This is a genomic window from Sedimentibacter sp. B4, from assembly GCF_000309315.1.
Classification (GTDB): domain Bacteria; phylum Bacillota; class Clostridia; order Tissierellales; family Sedimentibacteraceae; genus Sedimentibacter; species Sedimentibacter saalensis.
The window spans coordinates 1-232 of sequence record NZ_CANG01000969.1 but is presented as its reverse complement, the minus strand read 5'-3'; the positions used below and the strand labels follow the sequence as shown (position 1 = coordinate 232).

The following is a 232-nucleotide window of genomic DNA, read 5'->3' as shown; positions in this document are numbered from 1 at the left end:
GTACTTCCTGCCGATCATGGTCGCCTACAACGCGGCCAAGAAACTGAATGTCGACCCGTGGATCGGGGCCACGATCATGGCGGCGTTGTTCACCCCGGAATTCCTGTCGCTGAGTGGCGCAGCCGATACCGTCTGCACCAAGACCGACATCGGCACCCAGTGTGTGGCCATGATCGCCGGACTCCCGATGCAGTTGAACAGCTAGGCGGCCAGGTGTTCGTGCCGCTGATCA

1 pseudogene is annotated in these 232 nt (G+C 61.2%); it reads left to right on the top strand.

Annotation, left to right across the window (positions count from 1 at the left end):
- Window positions 1–232: pseudogene (locus BN358_RS27175) on the top strand (PTS beta-glucoside transporter subunit EIIBCA); the annotation flags it as partial.